This window comes from Streptococcus mitis (genome assembly GCF_002096835.1).
GTDB lineage: Bacteria > Bacillota > Bacilli > Lactobacillales > Streptococcaceae > Streptococcus > Streptococcus mitis_W.
The window spans coordinates 150,614-169,782 of sequence record NZ_NCVG01000023.1 but is presented as its reverse complement, the minus strand read 5'-3'; the positions used below and the strand labels follow the sequence as shown (position 1 = coordinate 169,782).

The window sequence follows — 19,169 nt, the reverse complement described above, 5'->3', positions numbered from 1 at the left end:
TAAATACTTGTATGAAAAATGAGACGGCTTTTTCGTCTAGTAAAAGGAAAAAATGACAAAAAAAGTTGGTGTCGGTCAGGCACATAGTAAGATTATTTTAATAGGGGAGCATGCAGTCGTTTACGGTTATCCGGCTATTTCCCTGCCTCTTTTGGAGGTGGAGGTGACTTGTAAGGTAGTTCCTGCAGCGAGTCCTTGGCGTCTTTATGAGGAGGATACCTTGTCCATGGCGGTGTATGCCTCACTGGAGTATTTGGATATCACAGAAGCCTGCATTCGCTGTGAGATTGACTCAGCTATCCCTGAGAAGCGGGGAATGGGTTCGTCAGCAGCTATCAGCATAGCGGCTATTCGTGCGGTATTTGACTACTATGAGGCTGATCTGCCTCATGATGTATTGGAAATCTTGGTCAATCGGGCTGAGATGATTGCCCATATGAATCCTAGTGGTTTGGATGCTAAGACCTGTCTAAGTGACCAACCTATTCGCTTTATTAAAAACGTAGGATTTACAGAGCTTGAGATGAATTTATCTGCCTATTTGGTCATTGCAGATACGGGCGTTTATGGTCATACTCGTGAAGCCATCCAAGTGGTTCAAAACAAGGGGAAGGATGCCCTGCCGTTTTTACATGCCTTGGGGGAATTGACCCAGCAGGCAGAAGATGCGATTAGACGAAAAGATGCTGAAGGACTGGGAAAAATCCTCAGTCAAGCGCATTTACATCTAAAAGAAATTGGTGTTAGTAGCCCTGAGGCGGATTCTCTAGTTGAAACGGCTCTTAGCCATGGTGCTCTGGGTGCCAAGATGAGCGGTGGTGGGCTAGGAGGCTGTATCATAGCTTTGGCAACCAATTTGACTCAAGCTCAAGAACTAGCAGAAAGATTAGAAGAGAAAGGAGCTGTTCAGACATGGATAGAGAGCCTGTAACAGTACGTTCTTACGCAAATATTGCTATTATCAAATATTGGGGAAAGAAAAAAGAGAAAGAGATGGTGCCTGCTACTAGCAGTATCTCTCTGACTTTGGAAAATATGTACACAGAGACGACTTTGTCGCCTCTACCGACGGATGCGATGGCTGATGCCTTTTATATCAATGGTCAGCTACAAAATGAGGCGGAGCATGCCAAAATGAGTAAGATTATTGACCGTTACCGTCCAGCTGGTGAGGGCTTTGTCCGTATCGATACTCAAAATAATATGCCTACCGCGGCGGGTCTGTCCTCAAGTTCTAGTGGTTTGTCCGCCCTGGTCAAGGCTTGTAATGCTTATTTCAAGCTTGGATTGGATAGAAGTCAGCTAGCGCAGGAAGCGAAGTTTGCCTCAGGCTCTTCCTCTCGGAGTTTTTATGGACCATTAGGTGCCTGGGACAAGGATAGCGGAGAGATTTACCTGGTAGAGACAGACCTGAAACTAGCTATGATTATGTTGGTACTAGAGGACAAGAAAAAACCAATCTCTAGCCGTGACGGGATGAAACTCTGTGTGGAAACTTCGACGACTTTTGATGACTGGGTCCGTCAGTCTGAGAAAGACTATCAGGATATGCTGGTTTATCTCAAGGAAAATGACTTTGCCAAGGTTGGGGAGTTAACGGAGGAAAATGCCCTGGCTATGCACGCTACGACCAAAACAGCATCACCAGCCTTTTCTTATCTGACGGATGCAAGCTATGAAGCAATGGACTTTGTCCGCCAGCTTCGTGAGCAAGGGGAAGCCTGCTACTTTACTATGGATGCTGGTCCCAATGTCAAGGTTCTCTGTCAAGAGAAAGACTTGGAGCATTTATCAGAAATCTTCGGTCAACGTTATCGCTTGATTGTGTCAAAAACAAAGGATTTGAGTCAAGATGATTGCTGTTAAAACTTGCGGAAAACTCTATTGGGCAGGTGAATATGCTATTTTAGAGCCAGGGCAGTTGGCCTTGATAAAGGCCATTCCTATCTATATGAAGGGAGAGATTGCTTTTTCTGATAGTTATCGTATCTATTCGGATCTGTTTGATTTTGCAGTGGATTTGACACCAAATCCTGACTATAGCTTGATTCAAGAAACAATTGCTTTAGTGGAAGATTTCCTCGTTTATCGTGGGGAGACCTTGCGACCTTTTTCTTTGGAAATCCGAGGAAAAATGGAACGAGAAGGGAAAAAGTTTGGTTTAGGTTCTAGCGGTAGCGTCGTTGTCTTGGTCATCAAGGCTCTGCTGGCTCTATATAATCTTTCGGTTGATCAGGATCTCTTGTTCAAGCTGGCCAGTGCTGTCTTGCTTAAGCGCGGAGACAATGGTTCTATGGGGGACATTGCCTGTATTGTGGCAGAGGATTTGGTTCTCTACCAGTCATTTGATCGCCAGAAGGTGGCTGCTTGGTTGGAAGAAGAAAACTTAGCGACTGTTTTAGAGCGTGATTGGGGCTTTTCAATCTCACACGTACAACCTGCCCTAGAATGTGATTTCCTAGTGGGATGGACCAAGGAAGTGGCTGTATCGAGTCACATGGTCCAGCAAATCAAGCAAAATATCAATCAGAATTTTTTAAGTTCCTCAAAAGAAACGGTGGTTTCTTTGGTAGAAGCCTTGGAACAGGGGAAATCAGAAAAAATTATCGAGCAAGTAGAAGTAGCCAGTAAGCTCTTAGAAAGCTTGAGCGCAGATATTTACACGCCTTCGCTTAGACAGTTGAAAGAAGCCAGTCAAGATTTGCAGGCTGTTGCCAAGAGTAGCGGCGCTGGTGGTGGTGACTGTGGTATTGCCTTGAGTTTTGATGCGCAATCAACTGAAACCATAAAAAACCGTTGGGCCGATCTGGGGATTGAGCTCTTATACCAAGAAAGGATAGGACATGACGACAAATCGTAAGGATGAGCATATCCGCTATGCCCTTGAGCAGAAAAGTTCCTATAATAGCTTTGATGAGGTGGAGTTGATTCATTCTTCCTTGCCTCTTTACGACCTGGATGAAATCGATCTGTCGACAGAGTTTGCTGGTCGAAAGTGGGATTTTCCTTTTTATATCAATGCCATGACAGGTGGGAGTGAAAAAGGTAAAGAAATCAATCAAAAACTAGCTCATGTGGCGGAAGCCTGTGGGATTTTGTTTGTGACGGGTTCTTATAGCGCAGCCCTCAAAGATCCATCAGATGCCTCTTTTTCTGTCAAATCTAGTCATCCCAATCTCCTCCTTGGAACCAATATTGGATTGGACAAGCCTGTTGAGTTGGGACTTCAGACTGTGGTAGAGATGAATCCTCTCCTCCTGCAAGTGCATGTTAATGTCATGCAGGAATTACTCATGCCCGAGGGAGAAAGAAGGTTCAGAAGCTGGCAATCGCATCTAGCAGACTACAGCAAGCAAATCCCTGTTCCGATTGTCCTCAAGGAAGTGGGCTTTGGAATGGATGTGAAGACCATCGAGAGAGCCTATGAATTGGGCGTTCGAACCTTTGACCTATCAGGTCGTGGCGGTACCAGCTTTGCCTATATTGAAAATCGTCGCAGTGGCCAACGTGACTACCTCAATCAATGGGGCCAGTCTACCATGCAGGCTCTTCTCAATGCCCAAGATTGGAAAGACAAGGTCGAACTCTTGGTCAGTGGAGGTGTTCGCAATCCGCTGGATATGATTAAGTGTTTGGTCTTTGGTGCCAAGGCTGTAGGCCTGTCACGTACAGTTCTGGAATTGATTGAAAGCTACACAGTCGAAGAAGTGATTGGCATTGTCCAAGGCTGGAAAGACGACCTGCGTTTGATTATGTGTGCCCTTAATTGTGCCACCATAGCAGATCTGCAAAAAGTAGACTATCTTCTTTATGGAAAATTAAAAGAAGCAAAGGATCAGATGAAAAAGGCGTAACCACCGCCTTTTTTTCCATCCTCAGACTGAGGTGACTTTTTTGAATTGTGATAAAATAGAAGAGAGAGGATGAACCTATGAGAAAATTTAAAATCTTTTTATTTATCGAAGCCTGTCTTTTGACAGGAGCTCTGATTTTGATGGTTTCAGAGCATTTTTCGCGTTTTCTGCTGATTCTATTCCTCTTTTTGCTTTTGATTCGCTATTACACTGGTAAAGAGGGCAATAATCTTCTTTTAGTGGTGGCAACCATTCTCTTCTTTTTCATCGTCATGCTCAATCCTTTTGTGATTCTAGCTATTTTTGTTGCGGTCATCTATAGCCTCTTTCTTCTTTATCCGATGATGAATCAGGAAAAAGAGCAGACAAATTTGGTTTTTGAAGAGGTGGTGACGGTTAAGATGGAGAAAAATCGTTGGTTTGGAAATCTCCATCATTTTTCAAGCTACCAAACTTGCCAGTTTGATGATATCAATCTCTTTCGTCTCATGGGTAAGGACACCATTCATCTGGAGAGGGTCATCCTAACCAATCATGATAATGTCATTATTCTCAGAAAGATGGTAGGTACGACCAAAATCATTGTGCCCGTAGATGTAGAAGTTAGTCTCAGTGTTAACTGTCTCTATGGGGATTTGACTTTTTTTAATCATCCAAAGCGAGCTCTACGTAATGAACACTATCATCAAGAAACGAGAGATTATCTCAAGAGTAACAAGAGCGTCAAGATTCTCTTGACCACTATGATTGGCGATGTGGAGGTGGTCAGAGGATGAAAAAACAAGCTTATGTAATCATTGCCCTCACCTCCATCCTGTTTGTCTTATTTCTGTCCCACAGCTTGCTGGACATCCTTGACTTTGACTGGTCTATTTTCTTACATGATGTCGAAAAAACAGAAAAATTTATCTTTTTGTTGTTGGTATTCAGCATGTCCATGACCTTTCTCTTAGCCCTGTTTTGGAGAGCTATCGAAGAGCTTTCTCTAAGAAAAATGCAGTCTAATCTCAAGCGTTTATTAGCAGGACAAGAAGTGATTCGGCTTGCAGATCCAGATTTGGATGCCAGTTTCAAGTCCTTGTCAGGTAAACTTAATCTTTTGACAGAAGCTCTTCAAAAAGCAGAAAATCAGAGTCTTGCTCAGGAAGAGGAAATCATCGAGAAAGAACGGAAGCGGATTGCTCGGGATTTGCACGATACAGTCAGTCAGGAGTTGTTTGCGGCCCACATGATTTTGTCAGGTGTCAGCCAGCAGTCTTTGAAATTGGATAGAGAAAAGATGCAGACCCAGTTGCAGAGCGTCACAGCCATCCTTGAAACAGCCCAGAAGGACTTGAGAGTCTTGCTCTTGCATTTGCGACCAGTTGAACTGGAGCAGAAGAGTCTGGTTGAGGGAATTCAAATCCTCTTAAAAGAGCTTGAGGACAAGAGTGATCTCAGAGTTAGTCTTAAGCAAAATGTGACGAAATTTCCCAAGAAAATCGAGGAGCATATCTTCCGTATCCTGCAAGAGTTGATCAGCAATACCCTCCGCCATGCCCAGGCCTCTTGTTTGGATGTCTATCTCTATCAGACGGATGTTGAATTGCAACTGAAGGTGGTAGACAATGGGATTGGTTTCCAGTTGGGGAGCTTAGATGACTTGAGTTATGGACTTCGTAATATCAAGGAGCGGGTCGAAGATATGGCAGGGACGGTTCAGTTATTAACAGCTCCCAAGCAAGGGCTGGCAGTTGATATCCGTATTCCCCTGCTCGATAAGGAATGATAAAGGAGTAAAGATGAAAATTTTACTAGTAGATGACCATGAAATGGTCCGATTGGGCTTGAAAAGCTACTTTGACCTCCAAGACGATGTAGAAGTTGTGGGCGAGGCGTCCAACGGGTTTCAGGGTATTGACTTAGCCTTGAAATTGCGTCCAGATGTCATTGTCATGGATATCGTCATGCCTGAAATGAATGGAATTGACGCAACTTTGGCCATTCTCAAAGAATGGCCTGAAGCCAAGATTTTGATTGTGACTTCTTATCTAGATAATGAAAAAATCATGCCAGTATTGAATGCTGGGGCTAAAGGTTATATGCTTAAGACATCAAGTGCTGATGAATTACTCCATGCCGTCCGTAAGGTGGCTGCTGGGGAGTTGGCCATTGAGCAAGAGGTCAGCAAAAAAGTCGAATACCACCGCAATCATATAGAACTACATGAGGACCTGACTGCGCGTGAGCGAGATGTTCTCCAATTCATCGCCAAGGGCTACGAAAATCAGCGTATCGCAGACGAACTGTTTATCTCTCTCAAGACGGTCAAAACTCACGTGTCCAACATTCTTGCCAAACTTGAGGTTAGCGATCGCACTCAGGCAGCGGTCTATGCCTTTCAGCATCACTTGGTGGGGCATGAGGAGTTTTAGATGAGTCTAACAGATTTGCTTGAGGAGCTAGAAGCAGTAAAAGATTCTAAAAAAGCAGGGCCCATGGGAGCCTATATGCGCCATCGATTTTCCTTTCTAGGCGTTGCGGTGCCAGAAAGGAATAAACTCTATAAAAAATACTTTCCAGAAGCGAAAAAACAAAGATTATTGATTGGGATTTTGTAGATACTTGCTGGGAAAAAGAGTCTAGAGAATACCAGTATGTGGCTGCCAATTATTTGAAAGCAATGCAGTCTTATCTAAAGGACAGCGATTTGCCTAAGCTAGAGCAGTTGATTGTTACCAAGTCTTGGTGGGATACGGTGGATATCCTAGATCGCGTAGTAGGGAGTTTGGTATACAATAAGCCGGAACTGGAAAAAATAATCCTCCAATGGAACTTGTCAGACAATATCTGGCTGAGACGAGTCGCTATTGACCACCAGTTGTTAAGAAAAGAGAAGACCAATGTTCAATTAATGGAAAAGATTCTGCTTCATAATTTGAATCAAACAGAATTCTTTATCAATAAAGCCGTTGGATGGGCTTTGCGAGACTACTCCAAAACTAATCCAGCTTGGGTAGAAACTTTCATTGAGAAAAACAAGGAAAGAATGGCTGAACTTAGTATCAAAGAAGCGAGCAAGTACCTCTAGTATCATTGAAAAGCGCATTCATTACTTGAAAAAAGTCGCTCGTTTATGTTATAATAGACTGTATTTAAAAAATTTTAAGGAGAAATGACAGAATGTCTGTATCATTTGAAAACAAAGAAACAAACCGTGGTGTCTTGACTTTCACTATCTCTCAAGACCAAATCAAACCAGAATTGGATCGTGTCTTCAACTCAGTGAAGAAATCTCTTAATGTTCCAGGTTTCCGTAAAGGTCACCTTCCACGTCCTATCTTCGACAAAAAATTTGGTGAAGAGTCACTTTACCAAGATGTTATGAACGCTCTTTTGCCAAACGCTTATGAAGCAGCTGTAAAAGAAGCTGGTCTTGAAGTGGTTGCTCAACCAAAAATTGACGTAACTTCAATGGAAAAAGGTCAAGACTGGGTTATCACTGCTGAAGTTGTTACAAAACCTGAAGTAAAATTGGGTGACTACAAAAACCTTGAAGTATCAGTTGATCTAGAAAAAGAAGTAACTGACGCTGATGTTGAAGAGTGTATCGAACGCGAACGCAACAACTTGGCTGAATTGGTTATCAAAGAAGCTGCTGCTGAAAACGGCGACACTGTTGTCATCGACTTTGTTGGTTCTATCGACGGTGTTGAATTTGACGGTGGAAAAGGTGAAAACTTCTCACTTGGACTTGGTTCAGGTCAATTCATCCCTGGTTTCGAAGACCAATTGGTAGGTCACTCAGCTGGTGAAACTGTTGATGTTATCGTAACATTCCCAGAAGACTACCAAGCAGAAGACCTTGCAGGTAAAGAAGCTAAATTCGTGACAACTATCCACGAAGTAAAAGCTAAAGAAGTTCCAGCTCTTGATGATGAACTTGCAAAAGACATCGACGAAGAAGTTGAAACACTTGCTGAATTGAAAGAAAAATACCGCAATGAATTGGCTGCTGCTAAAGAAGAAGCTTACAAAGATGCCGTTGAAGGTGCAGCAATTGATAAAGCTGTAGAAAATGCTGAAATCGTAGAACTTCCAGAAGAAATGATCCACGAAGAAGTTCACCGTTCAGTAAATGAATTCCTTGGAAACTTGCAACGTCAAGGTATCAACCCTGACATGTACTTCCAAATCACTGGAACTACTCAAGAAGACCTTCACAACCAATACCAAGCAGAAGCTGAGTCACGTACTAAGACTAACCTTGTTATTGAAGCAGTTGCTAAAGCTGAAGGTTTCGACGCTTCAGAAGAAGAAATCCAAAAAGAAATCGAGCAATTGGCAACAGACTACAACATGGAAGTTGCTCAAGTTCAAAGCTTGCTTTCAGCTGATATGTTGAAACACGATATCACAATCAAAAAAGCTGTTGAATTGATTACAAGCACAGCAACAGTTAAATAATCTTATACTCTTCGAAAATCAAATTCAAACCACGTCAGCGTCGCCTTACCGTACTCAAGTACAGCTTGCGGCTAGCTTCCTAGTTTGCTCTTTGATTTTCATTGAGTATTCATAAACAAAAATCCCACCTGACTAGGTGGGTTTTCTGATGCACTATTTTCCAAAAATCTCTTTAAGGTCTGCGTCTGTAATCCCAATCATGGCTGGGATGCTATCCCAGTTTTCTTCGGTTAGGATGTAGGATTGTTCAGAGTCACTTGATGTGGCAGTTTCATAGACAGCTGGTTTATTATCTTCGACATTTTCCAATAGATCACTGAAGCGTTCAATCAGATAGGTTTTTCGGGCAGTTCCGATGTGCTGTGTAGCATAGTCGAAGGCTTGTAATTCACCTAGTAAGATAAGCTTGCTTTTGGCACGTGTAATGGCGGTATAGATGAGATTCCGCTCCAGCATACGCCTACTAGCACTGGTAATCGGTAGGATGACAACAGGGAACTCGCTTCCCTGAGATTTATGGATACTCATGGCATAGGCCAGGCGAATCTTGTACCATTCGTTACGGGGGTAAGAGACTTCATTCCCGTCAAAATCAATGACAATCTCGTCTTGTTTCGATTCGGTGTATTTACCGGGAATCAAGTCTGTGATGGCACCCAAATCTCCGTTAAAGACATTGATTTCAGCATCGTTGACCAAGTGAATAACCTTGTCTCCCTTACGATAGTGACACTGGGGAGCTTCAAAACTCAGTTGGTCTTTTTGTGGTGGGTTCAGGAGGTCTTGCATGAGCTGGTTGATGGCATCGATCCCTGCTGTACCACGGTACATGGGAGCCAGAACTTGGATATCACGGGCAGGGATGCCACTTCTGAGGGCAGCGCCTAAGATTTTTTCAATGGTGGCAGGAATATGACCGCTAGCAATTTCAAAGTAGGAACGGTCTGCTTTTTTCTGGGTAAAATCAGCTGGCAAAATGCCCTGTCGAATCTGACTAGCTAGGGTAACGATAGTTGATTCTTCGCTTTGTCGGTAAATTTTTTCCAAGCGAGTCTGAGGAATCAAGGGAATATGAAGCAGATCCGCTAGAACCTGTCCAGGACTGACAGACGGCAACTGGTCGCTGTCACCCACGATGAGGATCTTACTGTTAGAAGAGATATTGGAAAAGAGTTGATTGGCCAGCCAAGTATCCACCATAGAAAATTCATCCACGATAATAAAGTCGGAATCCAGATAATCTTCCAGATGACTGGTGTCATCGTCACCTGTCATTCCTAAATGACGGTGTATGGTCGCACTTGGCAAGCCTGTCAATTCATTCATACGGCGAGCTGCTCGGCCAGTTGGAGCGGCAAGAAGAATCGGCAGGTTGCTTTTTTTCCTGAGGTCAAGTCCTTCTAAAAGGGCGTAAACAGCGATAATCCCATTGATAACAGTTGTCTTACCAGTACCAGGCCCACCTGTAAGGATAAAGACCTTGTTCTGGATAGCATCGCAGATAGCTTGTTTTTGAATGCTATCATACTCAATTCCCAGTTCTTCCTCGACAGTAGCGATATGTTTTTGAATGGTTTCTAAATCCTGGCTCTTCTGTTTTCCTTTTTCAAGGATACGGACCAAGTGACTGCGGATGCCTTCCTCAGCGAAAAAGAGGCTGTTGTCAAAAATTTTGGTATCAATCTGCTGAATCTTGTCTTCTTCAATCAGGTAGGAGAGCTCTTGGGCCACTTGGCTGGGATCCAGTTCCACGGGGCGAGAAGATTCAAGGAGAGTAAGGGTTTGTTCTAGCAGATCCCGTGCTTCAATATAGGTGTCCCCTGTTTCCATGCAGGCCTGAAAAAGACTGTGAACTAGACCGGCGCGGAAGCGTTCAGGGGCTTGACTTTCGATGCCTAGTTCTTCCGCTAATTGGTCAGCAATGGTAAATCCCAATCCTTTGATATCTTCAACCAGCTGGTAGGGATAATTTTCAACCACATCAAGGGTTTCTTCCTTGTAAAAATCTTGAATCTGGAAGGCTAGTTTATTGGGAATGCCGTAGTTGGCCAGTTTGGCTAAAACCATCTCCGTTCCGTAGTTGAGACGAAGAGTGGAGACGAAAGCCTCGCGATTTTTTGCAGAGAGTCCTGAAATGCCTTCTAGCTTTTCTGGGTGTTGCAAAATTTCGTCAATGGTATTGTCGCCATAGGTGTCCACGATTTTCTGAGCTGTCTTGAGACCAATTCCCTTGAAATGGCTACTTGAAAAGTACTTAACCAGCCCCTTGCTAGTTGGTTTTGCACGTTCATAACGGCTGATTTGCAGTTGTTCCCCATACTTGGAGTGCTGGACAATTTGCCCCCAAAAAGTATAGTCTTCGCCTTCAATCACGTCAGCCATGGTTCCTGTGACAATGATTTCAAAATCATCAAAATCCTCTGCGTCCGTATCTTCGATTTCTAGGAGGAGGATGCGATAAAAATTGCTGGGATTTTCAAAAATAATCCGTTCAATGGTTCCTGAAAAATAAACTTCCATAAAATTCCTTTGCATGAATAGGTGAGAGTTGGGGTTGTTTTTACTATAGTCAATAAACGATCACTTCTCACGATAGAAGAAGAGGCTGAGATTGCTGATTCTCGGCCTCTTCGATTTCTTAAAATGTTCCGATACGGGTGATTGGCCAGAAGCGGAATTTAGCTTCCCCTGTGATATCTTTTGCTTTGAAGGTACCTACGTGGCGGCTGTCGCTCGAAACCAAGCGGTCATCTCCGAGGAGAAGGTATTCTCCTTCTGGAACAGTAAAGCTAAAATTGGTATTGTAGTTGACATCAACTGTGAAGGCTTGAGCTTTTTGAGCGATACTTCTAAAGAAAGTTCCTTTATTTCCTTCAAATCCCTTGCCTGAGTAAGTGCTTTGGAGTTTATCATCCTTGAAACGTTTGATGTAGTCAGCTAGGTAAGGCTCATCCGTCTCTTTATCATTGATGTAAAGTTTATCGTTTTCGTAACGGATGGTATCGCCAGGCATTCCGATGACACGTTTGACAATGTCCTTATTGCCATCTTCCTCATGGGCAACCACGATATCAAATCGGTCAATAGGTAGGTGTTTGACAACAAAGAGGATTTCGCCATCCGCTAGGGTAGGATCCATGGAATGCCCTTCTACGCGGACATTGCTCCAAAAAAAGATACGACTTAAAGCTAGTAATGACAGAATTAGGAGGAACAATCCCCACTCTTTTAAGAAATTTTTAAATGAATTCATAACTTACCTTTCTAAGCGTTTTTTCGCTTTTTCAGTATTTTTAAAGTGCAGTTTGGCGCAGAAGTTGAGTCCCTGCATACCATAGGCTTGTAAAATCTGGCTAGCCACCTTGTCAGAAGCCGTTCCAGCTCCACTTGGAAGTTGATAGCCCAGCTCTCGTCCAAGATTTTCAAGATTTTCTAGAAAGAGGTCACGCGCCATGACAGAAGAAACTGCGACAGCCAAGTATTTGCCCTCAGCCTTTTCTTCTAAGCTGATAGGATTGCTGAAACGATTGGCCTCTTGTGCCAAGTACTTGTCATAATTTTTAGCACTGGTAAAGGCATCAATCACAATTTTCTCAGGCTGAATGCCTTTTTGAAGGAGGAGATAGATAGCCTGATTATGGAGGGCTACCTTAACAGAAACAGCATTGTAGCGGTCTCCGATGACCTCGTTGTACTTGCTTGGTGAGAGAAGCAGTGCCTGGTGCTGGATTTTTTCTTTGAGGATAGGGGCAATCTGACGGATCTTTTGGTCAGTCAGAGTTTTGGAATCCCCCACACCGAGTTTTCGCAAGAAGGCATGCTGGTCAGGTGTGACAAAGGAAGCCACAACTGCAAGCCCACCAAAGTAGGAACCATTTCCCACTTCATCTGTCCCAATTAAAGGGAAATTTTGTCCCCTGTTTTCCTCTACAACTTGATAACCAAAGAAACGAGCATATTTCTCAGCTCCTTCACCCTGAAGCAAGACCTTTCCAGAAGTATAGATAGAAACCGTTGATTGAGGTAGTCGCAAAAAGTAGCGAATATATGGATTCTTGCTGGGAGTCAGACTGGTTTGATAGTGTTCAAGAAAAGCCTGAATCTCCTTTTCACTTGGTGTGAGTGTTATACTTGCCATAGTTTCTATTGTACCATAAAAGCAGGCAAATTTGTAAAAACTGACAAAATTAGCGAATTTTGGTATAATATCGTGAGGTGAATTTTATGGCAAATCTAAATCGATTCAAATTTACATTCGGGAAAAAATCATTAACCTTGACAAGCGAGCATGATAATCTCTTTATGGAGGAAATCGCCAAGGTTGCGACAGAAAAATACCAAGCAATTAAAGAACAAATGCCTAGTGCAGACGATGAAACGATCGCTCTTTTGTTGGCAGTCAACTGTTTATCAACTCAGCTCAGCCGTGAGATTGAATTTGATGATAAGGAGCAAGAATTAGAAGAACTCCGTCACAAGCTTGTGACTTGCAAGCAAGAACAGAGCAAGATTGAGGATTCCTTATGATTTCACTCCTTCTTCTATTGGTCTTGGCTTGGGGATTTTATATCGGCTATCGGAGAGGCCTGCTCTTACAGGTTTATTACCTGATTTCAGCCATGGCTTCGGCTTTTGTGGCTGGCCAGTTTTATAAGGGGCTTGGAGAGCAATTTCATTTGCTGGTCCCTTATGCAAATCCGCAGGAAGGTCAGGGAACTTTCTTTTTCCCATCGGATCAACTCTTTCAGTTGGATAAGGTCTTTTACGCAGGGATCGGCTATTTGCTTGTATTTGGGATTGTCTATAGCATCGGTCGTTTGCTTGGTCTCCTCTTACACTTGATTCCTAGTAAAAAACTGGGTGGTAAGTTGTTCCAAGTTTCAGCAGGTATCTTGTCCATGTTGGTGACCTTGTTTGTCTTGCAAATGGCCTTGACCATCTTGGCGACCATTCCCATGGCAGCTATACAAAATCCTCTTGAAAAGAGTATCGTCGCAAAACACATCATCCAGAGCATACCAGTAACAACCAGTTGGCTCAAACAAATCTGGGTGACAAATTTAATCGGATAAAAAGGGCAGGAATTTTCCTAGCCCTTTGTTTACAGATTGACTAGAATCTATCAGAATGTAAAAAGCTAACACACCTAGACATTCAAAGACAAGGAAATAAAGATGAATAAGAAAATATTAGAAACATTAGAGTTCAATAAGGTCAAGGCTTTGTTTGAACCCCATTTGTTGACCGAGCAGGGTTTGGAGCAATTGAGACAGCTAGCTCCGACTGCTAAAGCGGATAAAATCAAACAGGCTTTTGCTGAGATGAAGGAAATGCAGGCTCTCTTTGTCGAGCAACCGCATTTTACTATTCTCGCAACTAAGGAAATCGCAGGAGTTTGCAAGCGTTTGGAGATGGGGGCGGACCTCAATATCGAGGAGTTCCTACTCTTGAAGCGCGTGCTTCTTTCTAGCAGAGAGCTTCAAAGTTTTTATGCTAATCTGGAAAATGTCAGCTTGGAGGAATTAGCCCTCTGGTTTGAGAAACTACACGATTTTCCGCAATTACAAGGAAATCTTCAGGCCTTTAATGATGCAGGTTTCATTGAAAATTTCGCTAGTGAAGAATTAGCGCGAATCCGTCGAAAAATCCATGATAGCGAGAGTCAGGTACGCGATGTTTTGCAAGATTTGCTTAAGCAAAAAGCGCAGATGTTGACGGAAGGAATTGTTGCTAGCAGAAATGGCCGTCAGGTTTTACCAGTAAAAAACACTTATCGCAACAAGATTGCAGGTGTCGTGCATGATATTTCTGCCAGCGGAAACACCGTCTATATCGAACCCCGTGAGGTGGTCAAACTGAGCGAAGAAATCGCTAGTCTGCGAGCAGATGAGCGTTATGAAATGCTTCGCATTCTCCAAGAAATTTCTGAGCGTGTCCGCCCTCATGCGGCTGAAATCGCCAACGACGCTTGGATTATCGGCCATCTGGATTTGATTCGTGCTAAGGTTCGTTTTATTCAAGAAAGGCAAGCAGTCGTTCCTCAGCTGTCAGAAAATCAAGAGATCCAACTGCTCCATGTCTGCCATCCTTTGGTTAAAAATGCAGTCGCAAATGATGTTCATTTTGGTCAAGATTTAACAGCCATTGTTATCACAGGTCCTAATACTGGTGGTAAGACCATCATGCTCAAAACCCTGGGCTTGACGCAGGTTATGGCCCAGTCAGGGTTGCCGATTTTAGCAGACAGGGGAAGTCGTGTTGGTATTTTTGAAGAAATCTTTGCTGATATTGGCGATGAGCAGTCTATTGAGCAGAGCTTGTCTACCTTCTCTAGCCACATGACCAATATCGTGGATATTCTTGGCAAGGTCAACCAACATTCACTCTTACTCTTGGATGAGTTGGGGGCTGGTACGGATCCTCAAGAGGGAGCTGCCCTTGCCATGGCTATTCTGGAGGACCTTCGCCTGCGTCAAGTCAAGACTATGGCGACTACCCACTATCCAGAACTTAAAGCCTATGGTATTGAGACAGCCTTTGTGCAAAATGCCAGCATGGAGTTTGATACTGCGACTCTTCGCCCGACCTATCGCTTTATGCAGGGCGTTCCTGGCCGAAGCAATGCCTTTGAAATTGCCAAACGTCTAGGCCTATCTGAAGTTATCGTAGGGGATGCCAGCCAGCAGGTCGATCAGGACAATGATGTCAATCGTATCATTGAGCAACTGGAAGAGCAGACGCTAGAGAGTCGCAAACGCTTGGACAATATCCGTGAGGTGGAGCAAGAAAATCTCAAGATGAACCGAGCGCTCAAAAAACTCTACAATGAGCTTAATCGTGAAAAGGAAACGGAGCTTAATAAGGCGCGTGAACAGGCTGCTGAGATTGTGGACATGGCCCTCAGTGAGAGTGACCAGATTCTCAAAAATCTTCATAGCAAATCTCAACTCAAGCCGCATGAAATCATTGAAGCCAAGGCCAAGTTGAAAAAATTGGCTCCTGAAAAAGTGGATTTGTCTAAAAACAAAGTCCTTCAAAAGGCCAAGAAAAAACGAGCGCCCAAGGTGGGAGATGATATCGTGGTTCTCAGTTATGGACAGCGTGGTACCTTGACCAGTCAACTCAAGGACGGCCGCTGGGAAGCCCAAGTTGGCTTAATCAAGATGACCTTGGAAGAGAAAGAATTTGACCTTGTTCAAGCCCAGCAAGAAAAGCAAGTCAAAAAGAAACAAGTCAATGTTGTGAAACGAACTTCTGGTCGTGGCCCTCAAGCCAGACTGGACCTTCGAGGTAAACGTTATGAAGAAGCCATTAATGAGCTTGATGCCTTTATTGACCAAGCCCTGCTTAACAATATGGCCCAAGTCGATATCATTCATGGTATCGGTACAGGTGTCATCCGTGAAGGAGTGACCAAATACCTACAAAGAAACAAACATGTTAAGAGTTTCGGCTTTGCCCCGCAAAATGCTGGGGGCAGTGGCGCGACTATTGTGACCTTTAAAGGATAGAAATATTTCGGACTTTATACAGTAAAAACTGTTGAACTAATTTTTACTAATAAACACATTGACAAAAGCCAACATTTTTTGTAAAATAAGAATCAATTAAATACCAACACCGAATGAAGTTTAATAGAAGTGGTAAATCGTTTGATTTTCCATGACTGTAAATGGACGGAACTCTGGAGAGACCGTAAAGGCACCGAAGGGGCAAGGCAGGCAACTGCTCAAACTCTCAGGTAAAAGGACAGAGCTAGGATAGACCGCTTTTTAGTATTTATCTAAGCATTCCAGAGTACATGTATCTTACATGTGCTCTTTCTTTTGGGGTTGAACAGATAGGAGAAGGAAATGTTAGAATTGCTTAAATCAATCGATGCTTTTGCTTGGGGCCCACCCCTCTTGATTTTATTGGTCGGGACAGGGATTTACCTAACTGCTCGTCTAGGACTCTTGCAGGTTTTGCGTCTGCCCAAGGCCTTCCAGCTTATTTTTACCAAGGATAAGGGGCATGGCGATGTATCCAGCTTTGCGGCACTATGTACAGCCCTAGCAGCGACAGTTGGTACGGGAAATATTATCGGGGTGGCGACGGCTATCAAGGTCGGTGGCCCAGGAGCCCTCTTTTGGATGTGGATGGCTGCTTTCTTTGGGATGGCTACCAAGTATGCAGAAGGACTACTAGCTATCAAATACCGTACCAAGGATGACCATGGTGCAGTAGCGGGAGGTCCGATGCACTATATCCTTCTAGGGATGGGAGAAAAGTGGCGACCACTTGCCATCTTCTTTGCCCTGGCAGGTGTGCTAGTAGCTTTGCTGGGAATCGGAACCTTCACCCAAGTCAACTCGATTACAGAATCTATCCAAAATACAACAACAATTTCGCCAGCCATCACTGCTCTTGTATTGTCAGTATTTGTAGCGATTGCAGTCTTTGGTGGCCTCAAGTCCATTTCTAAGGTTTCAACTACAGTTGTTCCTTTTATGGCCATCATCTATATTTTGGGAACTCTTACAGTTATTTTCTTTAATATTGGGAAAATCCCTGCCACAATCGCTTTAATCTTGACATCAGCATTTAGTCCTGTTGCTGTGGTAGGTGGATTTGCAGGTGCTAGCATTCGAATGGCTATTCAAAATGGTGTAGCGCGTGGTGTGTTCTCAAACGAATCTGGTCTGGGTTCGGCTCCCATTGCAGCGGCTGCGGCTAAGACAAATGAACCAGTAGAGCAAGGTTTGATTTCCATGACAGGAACCTTTATTGACACCCTTATTATCTGTACCTTGACTGGTTTAACAATCTTGGTGACTGGTGTTTGGAGTGGTGATTTGAATGGAGTTGCCTTGACTCAGTCAGCCTTCTCAACAGTCTTTTCACACTTTGGACCTGCTCTCTTGACCATCTTCCTTGTGCTCTTTGCCTTTACAACGATTCTTGGTTGGAACTACTATGGAGAACGCTGTTTCGAGTTTCTCTTCGGTGTTCGCTTTATCTGGCTCTACCGTGTGGTCTTTGTGCTCATGGTCTTGTTGGGAGGTTTTATCGAGTTGGATATGGTTTGGATTATCGCAGATATTGTTAACGCCTTGATGGCTCTACCAAATTTGATTGCCCTCTTGGTCTTGTCGCCAGTCGTTATTGCTGAAACTAAAAAGTATTTTAATAAATAATGAAATCACACAGCTCGTGTGATTTTTTGCTTTCATAAAAAATTTCTATCAGTGCAATTTAAAATATATATTATGCAAGGTATAGAATCTGTGATAGACTAGATTTCAACAACATGAAAAGAGGTTTTATGATGACAACATTTACCATCCATACAGTAGAATCAGCACCAGCAGAAGTGAAAGAAGTTCTTGAAACAGTAGAAAAAGATAACAATGGCTATATTCCCAACCTAATCGGTCTCTTGGCTAATGCACCTACCGCCTTAGAAGCCTACAGAACTGTCGGAGCCATCAATCGTCGCAACAGCTTGACACCCGTTGAGCGTGAAGTGGTGCAAATCACGGCAGCTGTAACCAATGGTTGTGCCTTCTGTGTCGCCGGTCATACAGCTTTTTCCATCAAACAAATCCAGATGAACGATGACCTTCTGCAAGCCCTTCGCAATCGTACTCCAATTGAAACAGATCCTAAATTGGATACCCTAGCTAAGTTTACTTTGGCAGTTATCAATACCAAGGGTCGTGTAGGAGATGAAGCCTTGGGTGAGTTTTTAGAAGCTGGCTACACTCAACAAAATGCCTTGGATGTGGTTCTTGGTGTCAGCCTAGCAAGCCTCTGTAACTATGCCAATAACCTAGCCAATACACCAATTAATCCAGAATTGCAACCTTATGCTTAATTCATATCTGAGAAAAATGAAGTCTAAAATAATTGGACTTCGTTTTTTTAAATCCTCATTTAAGCGCTTTTATGCTATACTGAAACTAACATGATTATTGGAGGTTAGGATGAAAAAACTCCCTTTGGTATTTTCTGGTTGTTTGCTAGGTTTGGCAGGAGCTGGAAATCTTATTTTAGATACGTTGCCGGTTCTGTCCCATCTTTTTAGTCTGACAGGTTTGATTTTGTGGATTTATTTTCTAATTCTACATCTCTTTAATTGGAAGGAAACCAAGCAAGAATTGACCAAGCCTCCTCTTTTGTCAGGAATGGCGACCTTTCCCATGGCTGGGATGATTTTATCTACCTATGTTTTTCGCGTCTTCCCTCATCTTCCTTTGGTAGCGCAAGGACTCTGGTGGTTTTCATTTCTCTTGGATTTGGCCTTGATTGCTGGTTTTACCATCAAGTTTGCTTGTCCAGGGCGGAGGGTTCATGCCACTCCAAGCTGGACGGTTCTCTATGTGGGGATAGCAGTGGCAGCCTTGACTTATCCTCTGGTAGGCATCATCGAAATTGCCTATGCGACCTTGAGTTTTGGGTTTCTCCTAACCTTCTATCTCTACCCGCTTATTTATAGTGATTTAAAGAAACAACCACTCCCCGTAGCCTTGCTTGGTCAAGAAGGAATCTACTGTGCTCCTTTCTCTCTACTCTTGGCTTCCCTAGTTCGAGTTGGAGGAGAGAGCCTACCGACTTGGCTATTAGTTGTGATGATTTTGGCTTCCCAATCCTTCTTTTTCTTTGTTTTGACTCGCCTGCCCAACATTTTAAAACATGGCTTTCAACCAGCCTTTTCAGCCCTCACCTTCCCAACTATTATCACGGCTACCTCGCTCAAGATGGCTCAGGGAATCTTGAAACTTCCATTTTTGGATTATTTAGTACTGGCTGAAACCGCTATTTGCTTAATTATTTTAGTCTTTGTACTAGGTTCTTATCTGAATTGGTTACGAAAAAAGGTCTAGCTAG

At 43.3% G+C, this 19,169-nt stretch carries 19 protein-coding genes and 1 riboswitch; of the genes, 16 read left to right on the top strand and 3 right to left on the bottom strand.

Annotated features, from left to right (window positions below; translation table 11 throughout):
- The first annotated feature begins 52 nt into the window (after window positions 1–52).
- The 10 genes from mvk to tig all read left to right on the top strand — a co-directional run bounded on the left by mvk (window position 53) and on the right by tig (window position 8,300).
- The gene (mvk, locus tag B7699_RS07695; RefSeq protein WP_084927845.1) at window positions 53–931 is read left to right on the top strand and encodes a mevalonate kinase; all 879 of its coding nucleotides are present in this window, start codon (window positions 53–55) and stop codon (window positions 929–931) included.
- Window positions 913–1,866 (top strand): diphosphomevalonate decarboxylase, encoded by a 954-nt coding sequence (mvaD, locus tag B7699_RS07690; protein WP_084927844.1) that lies wholly within the window; start codon window positions 913–915, stop codon window positions 1,864–1,866. The genes mvk and mvaD overlap by 19 nt, the downstream gene beginning before the upstream one ends.
- Entirely contained in the window at window positions 1,853–2,860 is a 1,008-nt protein-coding gene (locus B7699_RS07685; RefSeq protein ID WP_084927843.1) for a phosphomevalonate kinase, read from the top strand. Before mvaD ends, B7699_RS07685 begins: the two co-directional genes overlap by 14 nt.
- Entirely contained in the window at window positions 2,844–3,854 is a 1,011-nt protein-coding gene (gene fni / locus B7699_RS07680; RefSeq protein ID WP_084927842.1) for a type 2 isopentenyl-diphosphate Delta-isomerase, read from the top strand. Before B7699_RS07685 ends, fni begins: the two co-directional genes overlap by 17 nt.
- A gap of 77 nt (window positions 3,855–3,931) precedes the next feature.
- The gene (gene liaF, locus B7699_RS07675; RefSeq protein ID WP_084927841.1) at window positions 3,932–4,630 is read left to right on the top strand and encodes a cell wall-active antibiotics response protein LiaF; all 699 of its coding nucleotides are present in this window, start codon (window positions 3,932–3,934) and stop codon (window positions 4,628–4,630) included.
- Window positions 4,627–5,622, top strand: coding sequence for an envelope stress sensor histidine kinase LiaS (locus tag B7699_RS07670; RefSeq protein WP_084927840.1), 996 nt, complete (start codon window positions 4,627–4,629; stop codon window positions 5,620–5,622). Before liaF ends, B7699_RS07670 begins: the two co-directional genes overlap by 4 nt.
- 13 nt (window positions 5,623–5,635) lie before the next feature.
- Window positions 5,636–6,268: a response regulator transcription factor gene (locus B7699_RS07665; RefSeq protein WP_084927839.1), complete on the top strand. Its 633-nt coding sequence runs from the start codon at window positions 5,636–5,638 to the stop codon at window positions 6,266–6,268.
- Window positions 6,269–6,454 (top strand): DNA alkylation repair protein, encoded by a 186-nt coding sequence (locus tag B7699_RS09810; RefSeq protein ID WP_084927838.1) that lies wholly within the window; start codon window positions 6,269–6,271, stop codon window positions 6,452–6,454. It abuts the gene before it with no gap.
- 38 nt (window positions 6,455–6,492) lie between these two features.
- On the top strand, window positions 6,493–6,924 hold the full coding sequence (locus B7699_RS07655) for a DNA alkylation repair protein (RefSeq protein ID WP_275655598.1): 432 nt from the start codon (window positions 6,493–6,495) through the stop codon (window positions 6,922–6,924).
- A 92-nt stretch (window positions 6,925–7,016) separates the two neighbouring features.
- The gene (gene tig / locus B7699_RS07650) at window positions 7,017–8,300 is read left to right on the top strand and encodes a trigger factor (RefSeq protein ID WP_084927836.1); all 1,284 of its coding nucleotides are present in this window, start codon (window positions 7,017–7,019) and stop codon (window positions 8,298–8,300) included.
- Between the two features lie 153 nt (window positions 8,301–8,453).
- On the opposite strand, the gene recD2 is transcribed toward tig, so the two are convergent.
- The 3 genes from recD2 to rnhC form a co-directional block, all read right to left on the bottom strand.
- Window positions 8,454–10,820, bottom strand: a complete 2,367-nt coding sequence (gene recD2, locus B7699_RS07645; RefSeq protein ID WP_084927835.1) for an SF1B family DNA helicase RecD2 — start codon at window positions 10,818–10,820, stop codon at window positions 8,454–8,456.
- A 118-nt stretch (window positions 10,821–10,938) separates the two neighbouring features.
- Window positions 10,939–11,553: a signal peptidase I gene (gene lepB, locus B7699_RS07640; protein WP_001083986.1), complete on the bottom strand. Its 615-nt coding sequence runs from the start codon at window positions 11,551–11,553 to the stop codon at window positions 10,939–10,941.
- A gap of 3 nt (window positions 11,554–11,556) precedes the next feature.
- Window positions 11,557–12,438 (bottom strand): ribonuclease HIII, encoded by an 882-nt coding sequence (gene rnhC, locus B7699_RS07635; protein ID WP_084927834.1) that lies wholly within the window; start codon window positions 12,436–12,438, stop codon window positions 11,557–11,559.
- Window positions 12,439–12,524: 86 nt separating this feature from the next.
- Between rnhC and zapA the strand changes: the two genes are divergently transcribed.
- From zapA to B7699_RS07605, 6 genes are all read left to right on the top strand, one after another.
- On the top strand, window positions 12,525–12,827 hold the full coding sequence (zapA, locus tag B7699_RS07630; RefSeq protein ID WP_000002019.1) for a cell division protein ZapA: 303 nt from the start codon (window positions 12,525–12,527) through the stop codon (window positions 12,825–12,827).
- Window positions 12,824–13,372 (top strand): CvpA family protein, encoded by a 549-nt coding sequence (locus tag B7699_RS07625; RefSeq protein ID WP_084861639.1) that lies wholly within the window; start codon window positions 12,824–12,826, stop codon window positions 13,370–13,372. Before zapA ends, B7699_RS07625 begins: the two co-directional genes overlap by 4 nt.
- Before the next feature lie 102 nt (window positions 13,373–13,474).
- Window positions 13,475–15,811 carry an endonuclease MutS2 gene (locus B7699_RS07620; protein WP_084927833.1) on the top strand — a complete coding sequence of 779 codons (2,337 nt, stop codon included), beginning with the start codon at window positions 13,475–13,477 and terminating at the stop codon, window positions 15,809–15,811.
- Window positions 15,812–15,974: 163 nt separating this feature from the next.
- Window positions 15,975–16,063: riboswitch (glycine riboswitch) on the top strand.
- A gap of 90 nt (window positions 16,064–16,153) precedes the next feature.
- Window positions 16,154–17,476, top strand: coding sequence for an alanine/glycine:cation symporter family protein (locus B7699_RS07615; protein ID WP_070528807.1), 1,323 nt, complete (start codon window positions 16,154–16,156; stop codon window positions 17,474–17,476).
- A gap of 131 nt (window positions 17,477–17,607) precedes the next feature.
- Complete coding sequence (locus B7699_RS07610; protein WP_033686525.1) at window positions 17,608–18,156, top strand: carboxymuconolactone decarboxylase family protein; 549 nt, start codon at window positions 17,608–17,610, stop codon at window positions 18,154–18,156.
- Between the two features lie 109 nt (window positions 18,157–18,265).
- Complete coding sequence (locus tag B7699_RS07605) at window positions 18,266–19,165, top strand: TDT family transporter (RefSeq protein WP_084927832.1); 900 nt, start codon at window positions 18,266–18,268, stop codon at window positions 19,163–19,165.
- Window positions 19,166–19,169 lie beyond the last annotated feature (4 nt).

Coding starts and splice junctions, on each gene's coding strand:
- mvk (WP_084927845.1), top strand. CDS start 53: ATGACAAAAAAAGTTGGTGTCGGTCAGGCACATAGTAAGATTATTTTA.
- mvaD (WP_084927844.1), top strand. CDS start 913: ATGGATAGAGAGCCTGTAACAGTACGTTCTTACGCAAATATTGCTATT.
- B7699_RS07685 (WP_084927843.1), top strand. CDS start 1,853: ATGATTGCTGTTAAAACTTGCGGAAAACTCTATTGGGCAGGTGAATAT.
- fni (WP_084927842.1), top strand. CDS start 2,844: ATGACGACAAATCGTAAGGATGAGCATATCCGCTATGCCCTTGAGCAG.
- liaF (WP_084927841.1), top strand. CDS start 3,932: ATGAGAAAATTTAAAATCTTTTTATTTATCGAAGCCTGTCTTTTGACA.
- B7699_RS07670 (WP_084927840.1), top strand. CDS start 4,627: ATGAAAAAACAAGCTTATGTAATCATTGCCCTCACCTCCATCCTGTTT.
- B7699_RS07665 (WP_084927839.1), top strand. CDS start 5,636: ATGAAAATTTTACTAGTAGATGACCATGAAATGGTCCGATTGGGCTTG.
- B7699_RS09810 (WP_084927838.1), top strand. CDS start 6,269: ATGAGTCTAACAGATTTGCTTGAGGAGCTAGAAGCAGTAAAAGATTCT.
- tig (WP_084927836.1), top strand. CDS start 7,017: ATGTCTGTATCATTTGAAAACAAAGAAACAAACCGTGGTGTCTTGACT.
- recD2 (WP_084927835.1), bottom strand. CDS start 10,820: ATGGAAGTTTATTTTTCAGGAACCATTGAACGGATTATTTTTGAAAAT.
- lepB (WP_001083986.1), bottom strand. CDS start 11,553: ATGAATTCATTTAAAAATTTCTTAAAAGAGTGGGGATTGTTCCTCCTA.
- rnhC (WP_084927834.1), bottom strand. CDS start 12,438: ATGGCAAGTATAACACTCACACCAAGTGAAAAGGAGATTCAGGCTTTT.
- zapA (WP_000002019.1), top strand. CDS start 12,525: ATGGCAAATCTAAATCGATTCAAATTTACATTCGGGAAAAAATCATTA.
- B7699_RS07625 (WP_084861639.1), top strand. CDS start 12,824: ATGATTTCACTCCTTCTTCTATTGGTCTTGGCTTGGGGATTTTATATC.
- B7699_RS07620 (WP_084927833.1), top strand. CDS start 13,475: ATGAATAAGAAAATATTAGAAACATTAGAGTTCAATAAGGTCAAGGCT.
- B7699_RS07615 (WP_070528807.1), top strand. CDS start 16,154: ATGTTAGAATTGCTTAAATCAATCGATGCTTTTGCTTGGGGCCCACCC.
- B7699_RS07610 (WP_033686525.1), top strand. CDS start 17,608: ATGACAACATTTACCATCCATACAGTAGAATCAGCACCAGCAGAAGTG.
- B7699_RS07605 (WP_084927832.1), top strand. CDS start 18,266: ATGAAAAAACTCCCTTTGGTATTTTCTGGTTGTTTGCTAGGTTTGGCA.